Here is a 456-nt window from a genome sequence, read left to right as displayed (position 1 = left end):
AGGTAGCCGTATCGGAAGGTGCGGCTGGATCACCTCCTTTCTAAGGAAAAGGAAGAAGTAAGGGTTGTTATGTTGTTAAGCTTTCAAGAAAAAGCAAAATATTTGCTGGTGGTGATGCGCTTATTGGAAACACCCGTACCCATCCCGAACACGACGGTTAAGACGTAAGCGGCCGATGGTACTGCACTGGAGACGGTGTGGGAGAGTAGGTGGCTGCCAGCTCCAAGTTTGATCAGTTTAATACTTCTGATCAGAATGTACCTTGAGAATTTCATACAGAAAGAAATAGAGATATTATTAATAAGCCATTAATAATTAACAAGACATCAAATAATCCAAGAAACGTTTCAAGAGATTGAAACAAACGCGAATCAAGTTATCGAAAGATGGCAACGGACCACAGCATATCAAGCTACGTATGCTGTAAGGTTAAGTTAGAAAGAGCGCAGGGTGGAT

At 42.1% G+C, this 456-nt stretch carries 1 rRNA gene; it reads left to right on the top strand.

Annotated features, from left to right (window positions below):
* Window positions 1–104: 104 nt before the first annotated feature.
* A 5S ribosomal RNA gene (rrf, locus tag OCV60_RS12915) occupies window positions 105–222 on the top strand.
* The last annotated feature ends 234 nt before the right edge of the window (window positions 223–456 follow it).

The organism is Coprococcus ammoniilyticus, from assembly GCF_025567345.1.
GTDB lineage: Bacteria > Bacillota > Clostridia > Lachnospirales > Lachnospiraceae > Coprococcus > Coprococcus ammoniilyticus.
This window is presented reverse-complemented; position numbering and strand designations above follow the sequence as displayed.